At 50.9% G+C, this 6756-nt stretch carries 8 protein-coding genes; 1 reads left to right on the top strand and 7 read right to left on the bottom strand.

What is annotated here, in order from left to right:
* From OEL57_RS12350 to OEL57_RS12325, 6 genes are all read right to left on the bottom strand, one after another.
* Positions 1-1487, bottom strand: a 1487-nt coding sequence (locus tag OEL57_RS12350; RefSeq protein ID WP_300740833.1) for a mercuric reductase, incomplete at its 3' end; no start/stop codon positions are given.
* Positions 1487-2029, bottom strand: a complete 543-nt coding sequence (gene msrB / locus OEL57_RS12345) for a peptide-methionine (R)-S-oxide reductase MsrB (protein WP_300740832.1) — start codon at positions 2027-2029, stop codon at positions 1487-1489. The genes msrB and OEL57_RS12350, both read right to left, overlap by 1 nt.
* 18 nt (positions 2030-2047) lie before the next feature.
* Complete coding sequence (gene msrA, locus OEL57_RS12340) at positions 2048-2662, bottom strand: peptide-methionine (S)-S-oxide reductase MsrA (protein ID WP_300740831.1); 615 nt, start codon at positions 2660-2662, stop codon at positions 2048-2050.
* Between the two features lie 53 nt (positions 2663-2715).
* On the bottom strand, positions 2716-3495 hold the full coding sequence (locus OEL57_RS12335) for a DUF3047 domain-containing protein (RefSeq protein WP_300740830.1): 780 nt from the start codon (positions 3493-3495) through the stop codon (positions 2716-2718).
* Entirely contained in the window at positions 3492-4562 is a 1071-nt protein-coding gene (locus OEL57_RS12330; RefSeq protein WP_300740829.1) for a (Fe-S)-binding protein, read from the bottom strand. The genes OEL57_RS12335 and OEL57_RS12330 overlap by 4 nt, the downstream gene beginning before the upstream one ends.
* A 7-nt stretch (positions 4563-4569) precedes the next feature.
* Entirely contained in the window at positions 4570-4986 is a 417-nt protein-coding gene (locus OEL57_RS12325) for a rhodanese-like domain-containing protein (protein WP_300740828.1), read from the bottom strand.
* A 124-nt stretch (positions 4987-5110) separates the two neighbouring features.
* Between OEL57_RS12325 and OEL57_RS12320 the strand changes: the two genes are divergently transcribed.
* Entirely contained in the window at positions 5111-5995 is an 885-nt protein-coding gene (locus OEL57_RS12320) for a selenium metabolism-associated LysR family transcriptional regulator (RefSeq protein ID WP_300740827.1), read from the top strand.
* 13 nt (positions 5996-6008) lie between these two features.
* Here the strand turns inward: OEL57_RS12320 and OEL57_RS12315 are convergent, their stop codons facing one another.
* Complete coding sequence (locus OEL57_RS12315; RefSeq protein WP_300740826.1) at positions 6009-6542, bottom strand: YfiR family protein; 534 nt, start codon at positions 6540-6542, stop codon at positions 6009-6011.
* Positions 6543-6756 lie beyond the last annotated feature (214 nt).

Raw genomic sequence — 6756 nt, 5'->3', positions numbered from 1 at the left:
TTTTTAAGCAGTGGCGTAAGGCGGGTGCGGTTATAGGCATCAGCCAGCTTTTTGATCGCCTCTGCCTGGGTCGGGTAGGGGTGAATGGTTTTTGCAATGGCACCAAGGCCCAGGCCGTTGGTTATGGCTAGCGAGAATTCATTGATCATCTCACCGGCATGGCGGGCCACAATGGTTGCGCCCAAAATGCGGTCAGTACCCTGTTTTAGATGCACCCGGGCAAAGCCGTCGGTTTCACCATCAAGTATGGCCCGGTCAACCTCGGCAAGCGGGATGGTCAACGTAGTTACGCTGATACCCTTCGTTGTTGCATCCTGTTCATACATTCCCACATGGGCTATCTCAGGATCGGTGTAGGTACACCAGGGGATGATCAGGTCTGAGACCTTTTGACGTGCTTTAAACAGGGCGTTAGCCAGCAAAATCCGGGCCATGGCATCGGCGGTGTGGGTAAATTTATAGGCTGAACAGATGTCACCGGCTGCATAGATAGCCGGATTAGACGTCTGCAACCGATCATTGACCAGAACACCGCTCCGGTCAAAAGTAACTCCGGCGGTTTCCAGTCCCAGACCATCCGTATTGGGAGTCCGTCCAACACCCACCAGAATCGCGTCAACTTCAAGCTGCTGGGGCTTATCATCAAACTCCAGATGAACTGATTTCACGTTGCCTTGCTGCTCTATACGGATGATCTTTGTGCCAAGCCTCAGGTCTATCCCTTCCCGTATAAAGGTTTGGTGAAGAATTTCAGCAGCATCGCGGTCTTCCCTCCCAAGGATCTGTGGGCCTGCTTCCAGTATGGTTACCTGGCTGCCAAGGCGCTGAAATGCTTGGGCAAGTTCGCACCCGATTGGTCCTGCGCCAATTATAGCTAAACGTTGGGGCCGTTCTGTAAGTGAAAATACAGTTTCATTGGTCAGGTAACCAGCTTCTGCCAAGCCGGGGATCGATACGTTGGCTGCTTTGGCACCGGTGCAGATGGCTGCTTTTTTGAATCGTAACCTGGCATCGCCTACTTCTACACAGTCACGTCCAATAAACCGGCCATCACCAATAAAAACATCAACGCCCAACTCATCCCTGAATCGTTTGGCTGAATCATGTTGGCTGATAATGGAACGCAGATGCCGCATCCGTTCCATGGTAGTGGAGAAATCAACGGCCAGGCCCTCTCCACCAACTATGCCGAATGCACTGCCTGATCGGGCATCATGGGCTGCGCGGCTGGCCCGGATAACCCCCTTTGAAGGGACACAACCGAAATTCAGGCAGTCGCCCCCCATCAGATGCCGTTCAATCAGGGCGACCTTTGCACCCAGTCCTGCTGCTCCGGCAGCGCAGATCAGGCCTGCTGTGCCAGCTCCGATCACCACCAGATTGTAACGCTCGGCTGGCACTGGATTGATCCAGCCTGGCGGGTGAACGTTTTTAGCCAGTAGCCGGTTTTCCGGTGTATCAGGCAGCAGGTGAGGTGAGACAGCCATCAGGGGCTCTTGACAAACTGCATGGCTGCCGAGTTCATGCAGTAGCGCAGGCCGGTAGGTTTTGGGCCATCATTAAAGACATGGCCCAGATGGGCATTGCAGCGGCTGCAGACCACTTCGGTACGCCGCATGAACAGACTGCTATCATCATGTTCAGTTACATTTTCCGGTGCCACTGGCTGCCAGAAACTGGGCCAACCGGTACCGGAATCAAATTTATGTTCTGAACTGAACAGGTCATTGCCGCAGCCGATGCAGCGGTAGATCCCCTTGTCATGGGTATTCCATGTGGCACCGGTGAACGGTGCTTCAGTCCCTTTTTCACGGGTGACGTTGTATTGTTGCGGTGTCAGCTGCTTTTTCCATTCCTCTTCAGTCTTGATAACCTTGTCGCTCATGATGTACCCCTTGCTGGCAACGGAATAGAGTTTAATGGTTTTGACCGCTTCAGACGCTGATTTTGCGGCTGTGGAGGTAGTGCTGTTGCTGCAGGCCAGCAGCAGGGCCAACAGGAATAATCCAACCAGTAGCATCTTTCTCATGACGGCACCTCTTTCCGGTCAATGTCCGGCTGTTGCGCCCCACAGCTCATTCAGGCGTTTGTCCCGGCCGCAGTTTGAACGATAGAAACGGTATCTGAGTGGATTCTTTTTGTAATACTGACGGTGGTATTCTTCTGCAGGATAAAACCTGCTGGCAGGCACAATTTCAGTCACCACCGGTTCTTTAAACCGTTTGATCTTGTTGATATCTTCTTTGGATGCAAGGGCCAGTGTGCGTTGTTGGTCGGATATATAGAAGATTGCTGCCCGGTACTGATTGCCGATATCACAGAACTGACGATCATCCTTGGTGGGGTCTATGTTTCGCCAGAATATCTGTAGTAATTTTTCATAGCTGATTCTGGCCGGGTCATAGCTGATTTCGACCGCTTCAGTATGTCCGGTTCCCCCGGCTGAAACTTCCTGATAGGTGGGATTTGGTTTGGTGCCACCGGTATAGCCCGGCATGACTGACAGAACACCCGGCAATGTGTCAAACGGCTGTTCCATACACCAGAAACAGCCTCCGGCAAAGATCGCCCGTTCAGGTGTCGCTGCAGTTGCCGTGGTGCTGTGTAAACAGCTAATGAAGATCAGGCAGATAAGGATGCTACGGTAGATGGGTTTCCACACGACAGGCCTCCTGTGTATGTTGATCAAACAGGTAGGCATTATAGCACAAAACATCAGCGGTTTGTCGAGAGTGTGATATCTCCGTACCAGGCAGTGGCCTCGGCACCGGTATTATCAGTATCGGTCATAATGGCAATGGCGCCAGCCTCAGGCGGGTCTTCTCCGAAAACACGGCGATAATCAGCCAGGATATCCCGTTCTTCAGTGACCCATTGGCCTGCCTTGGCTTGACCTGATTCAACAGCCAGCAGCATGGCATTGGAGGTAAAGGCATTGGGCACGAAATCACCTTTGGGCAGTTTGTTAGCCCAGATGTAGTTTAAGGCCCTCATCTGCCAGAAGAATCGTCCTGGAAAGACCACATAGACCCGGGCAGCATAGTCATCACCCTGCTTGGTCTTTTCATTGCCTTGGGAAATGATTCCGTTAATCTTCCAGCTCCACTTGAGGTAGCGATAGGTAACCGGGCTGAATTTAATCTTTTTAGTGAGCCCGGATGCAGCTGCTTTAGCGTGTGCCTTTACAACAGTACGGCCATCATCCTGCACCAGCTTGTACTCTGTTGTGCCTTTAAAGCTTTTGCTTTCCCAGCCTTTGATACCTTCGATCGCAAAGCGGGAAACGGCGATTTCCTCAGATGAGGCAGGTCTTGCGGCTAAACAAAAACAACAGATTAAAATCGTAACGCAGAGGCGCAGAGATGCAGAGGTGCAGAGCAGTACCGGAATTGCCTTGAAAGCAGTAACGCAGCCAGTTTCCCTGCTGGAAAAAAACGTAACAAGAGGGTTTTCTCTGCGTCTTTGCGTCTCTGCGTAAGAGGTTTTAAAAATCATGTCAGTCTCGCAAATCTAAGTTTCAGGCGGTTCAGCCACCGCTTCAGCGATGAGACCGGTCTGGTCGTAAAGGCTTCAGTGCCGGTCAACAGATCAACAATATGGGCGGTTGGTGTGCTGTCAGACAGTGTTTCGCAACAGGCAGCACAAGACGATACCACCGTGCGTCCGGCAGCCTCAGTTGCAATAATCCTCGACTCCTGTTTGACCGTGCCGGATACGCAGCCTTCCACCATTCCACCTTGACCGCAGCAACGGGTGGTTTGACCATGGGAGGGCAACTCCTCAACCTGGTAGCCGCACTGTTTAACCAGTTGCCGTACTGCCTGTTGCTGGGACTGATCAAAACGGGCAGGGCAGGGGTCATGGATGGTAACAACACGGTTCTGGTTTTGAAAGTCTGATAACGGTGCTGAAGCTACTAATACTTCATACACACTGACAACTTCAAACTGTTTACCATACTTTCGTAAAATTTTGCTGCAGCCTGGACAGGCGGTAAGGATGCGGGTAATCCCTATGTTTGCCAGCCGGGTTGAGAGACGGTCAAAGAGAGAGGTAAATCGTTCGGTTAGTCCCAGGTCATGGGATATCTTGCCACAGCAGTCCAGCACGAGTCCTGTTGTCGGATCGATTGCCTGCAGACGTTTAAACAGTTCTCGTACAGCATCAGGTCTGGTGCCGGGCAGAGAACAGCCAGGGAAAAAGACAGCGCTGCAACCAGCAGGAATCAGGTCGCGTTGGAAGATCGGGGATGCCCCCATTTTCTCATACTTAAGCCAGGGTGCATATGTTTTCAGGTCAACCAGCCCAAGTGTTACCGCTTCCTGACGCATGTTAAGCAACATGGCTGATGGCGACAACCGTTCAGGGCAGACAGCGTCACACAGTCCGCACAGTGAACAGGCATAGGCCGATACCAGATTGCTGTCAGTTGTGCCCTGTTCCGCTATGGTTAATGGTGTGCCCTGTTGCTGCAGAAAGCTGCAGGGGCGTACACATTCACCGCAGGAGGTGCAGCTGGCGGCCATTTCTGACATGGCCGCCACTGTTGTTTCGTGCTGCATGTTCAATTTAGCGACCTTTTACAAACAGCTCTTTGTACGGCCACTCAAAGATCCCGCCTTCCAGAATCTGCATCCGCTCTTCGGAGATCCCTTTTGACTCAAGGTAGTTGTAGCTGTTTTTAGCGCCTGATTTACCACGGGGACAGACCACAATAACCGGATCTTTGGAGGTCTTGATAATTGCAAGGGCCTTGTCCAGACGGGCCTTTTCCTCATCGGTCTTGGCCGGAAACGCATTGGTTTCGATAGAGCCTGGCAGGTGCTGCTTTTCAAAATCAGCTGCAGGCTGTATATCAACCAAGATGACCGATTTCTTTTTGTCCAACAGCTCCTTCAATTCTTGAGGCTCGATGTAGTTGGCTGCCATGGCAATGCTGGCAGTGGCAATGGTGAGGACCAAAAATAGTACAATTTTCTTCAACATGGGTGATTCTCCTTTGTATTCAAAAAAGTGAATATATTTGATACCAATTTGTGTGCTTGCCTGGCAAATAGATAATCTGGTAGATATACGTTAAATTGTATTGATTAATTCAATAGGCGGTTCTATGACACTGAAACAGTTGGAAGTATTTCTGGCCGTTGCCGACAGCCGTAGTTTTTCAAAGGGTGGGGAGGCGGTCAGTCTGGCCCAGTCCACTGCCAGCCAGCATATCAGAGCCTTGGAGGATGAGCTGGCTGTGCGGCTCTTTGATCGTTCGGCAAGCCAGGTCTCTTTGACTGAGGTTGGACGGCTTTTTTATGACCATGCGGCCGGGATCTGTCGGCATTGCAGTGAAGCAACCGAAGCGATTCGTCGTTTCCAGGGGCTTGAACAGGCAATCTTGCGGGTAGGTGCCAGCACTATTCCTGCTGCTTTTCTTATCCCTGATATGCTGGGGCGTTTCAGTGCTGCCTGGCCTGGTGTGCGCCTTGAGCTTCAGCAGGGTGACACCCGTGAGGTACTGCGGTTATTGCAGGATGAGCTGGTTGAGCTGGCTGTGGTGGGTGGTCAGGTTGATGATGACAGTATAAGTATGCAGGAGGTGATGACTGAACGGATTGTGCTGGTTATTAGACCGGGACAGTTTTCCAGCAGCTCGATTGAGCTTGATCAGCTACTACAGTTGCCGCTGGTGATTCGTGAGTCTGGTTCAGGCACCCGTACAGCGGTTGATCTGGCACTTCAAAAGAATGGTATTGACCCGCGTCAACTGCGGATTGTTGCCCAGCTTGGCAGTAGCGAGGCGGTACGGCGTGCTGTACTCAGCGGGGCAGGGGCTGCCTTTGTGTCAACCCTTGCGGTGGGACATGAGTTGTCAAATGGAACGCTTAAAGAGCTGCTGGTGCCAGGTCTGGAGATCAATCGCAGCTTTAATCTTGCCTGGCGTAAGGGCAAAAGTCTGTCACCTGCTGCACTGGAATTTATGGAGAATGTGAAACAGGGCTCGTAGATCCCCTTGCTGTTTATTTGGTGACATCGTTAGCAAGTTTGAGTAGATGACTGCTGAACGAGATGGATGCGCTCCTGGCTACTGCAAGATTCAGATCAAATCCAATCCGGTTCTGGACCGGTGTCAGTGCTACCATGCCCCCTGCCTTGGTGAAGTCACGCATGTCGCTGACGGTCATGATTCCTCGATGATGGGCTTCCGCTAATAGTTTTTGCAGCCTGTACCGTTCTGATGCAGCAATAAACAATACCTGGCAGCAGTTCATTTCATTACTATCATTAATTTTTCGTATGGTTATGGACCTGTTTTTTATCTTTCTGCTCTTTACTTCGCTAAAAGTGTCATAGAGAGGGGTCTCTCCGATAATGCAAATGGCGAAGAGTTCACAGCCTGTCTGTGATGGTGATGCCCAATCGGAAAAAAGCGGCAGGTTAACCAGATAGCCGGCCTTTACCTTGTATTCTTGTGGTGTTTCTGCATGGGTACGGCTCACTGAGCTAATACAAATAATAAGCAGAAAACTTAGATAGAAGATTATGGCTCGCATTGGTTAAAACCTGTAGCCTATCTTTAGACGAAAGCTGATACCGTCCTGTGCGATACTCTGCAACTGTTCGCCGAGACTGTTAGTGTATTCTCCGGAGGCAGGAACCGCGTATTTTGTGTCAAAAAGGTTGTAAACTGAGCCTCTTGCAAAAGTGTATGCGAGAAGTTGAATGTAGTTAATTTTGCTACATAAAAGTCGACCTTCAAAGATAGCC

Source organism: Trichlorobacter sp., from assembly GCF_030247655.1.
In the GTDB taxonomy this organism is placed as follows: domain Bacteria; phylum Desulfobacterota; class Desulfuromonadia; order Geobacterales; family Pseudopelobacteraceae; genus Trichlorobacter.
This window is presented reverse-complemented; position numbering and strand designations above follow the sequence as displayed.

Bases quoted from the DNA above. Each gene is read 5' to 3' on its own strand.
- msrB (WP_300740832.1), bottom strand. From the start codon at position 2,029: ATGAGAAAGATGCTACTGGTTGGATTATTCCTGTTGGCCCTGCTGCTG.
- OEL57_RS12335 (WP_300740830.1), bottom strand. From the start codon at position 3,495: ATGATTTTTAAAACCTCTTACGCAGAGACGCAAAGACGCAGAGAAAAC.
- OEL57_RS12330 (WP_300740829.1), bottom strand. From the start codon at position 4,562: ATGCAGCACGAAACAACAGTGGCGGCCATGTCAGAAATGGCCGCCAGC.
- OEL57_RS12325 (WP_300740828.1), bottom strand. From the start codon at position 4,986: ATGTTGAAGAAAATTGTACTATTTTTGGTCCTCACCATTGCCACTGCC.
- OEL57_RS12320 (WP_300740827.1), top strand. From the start codon at position 5,111: ATGACACTGAAACAGTTGGAAGTATTTCTGGCCGTTGCCGACAGCCGT.
- OEL57_RS12315 (WP_300740826.1), bottom strand. From the start codon at position 6,542: ATGCGAGCCATAATCTTCTATCTAAGTTTTCTGCTTATTATTTGTATT.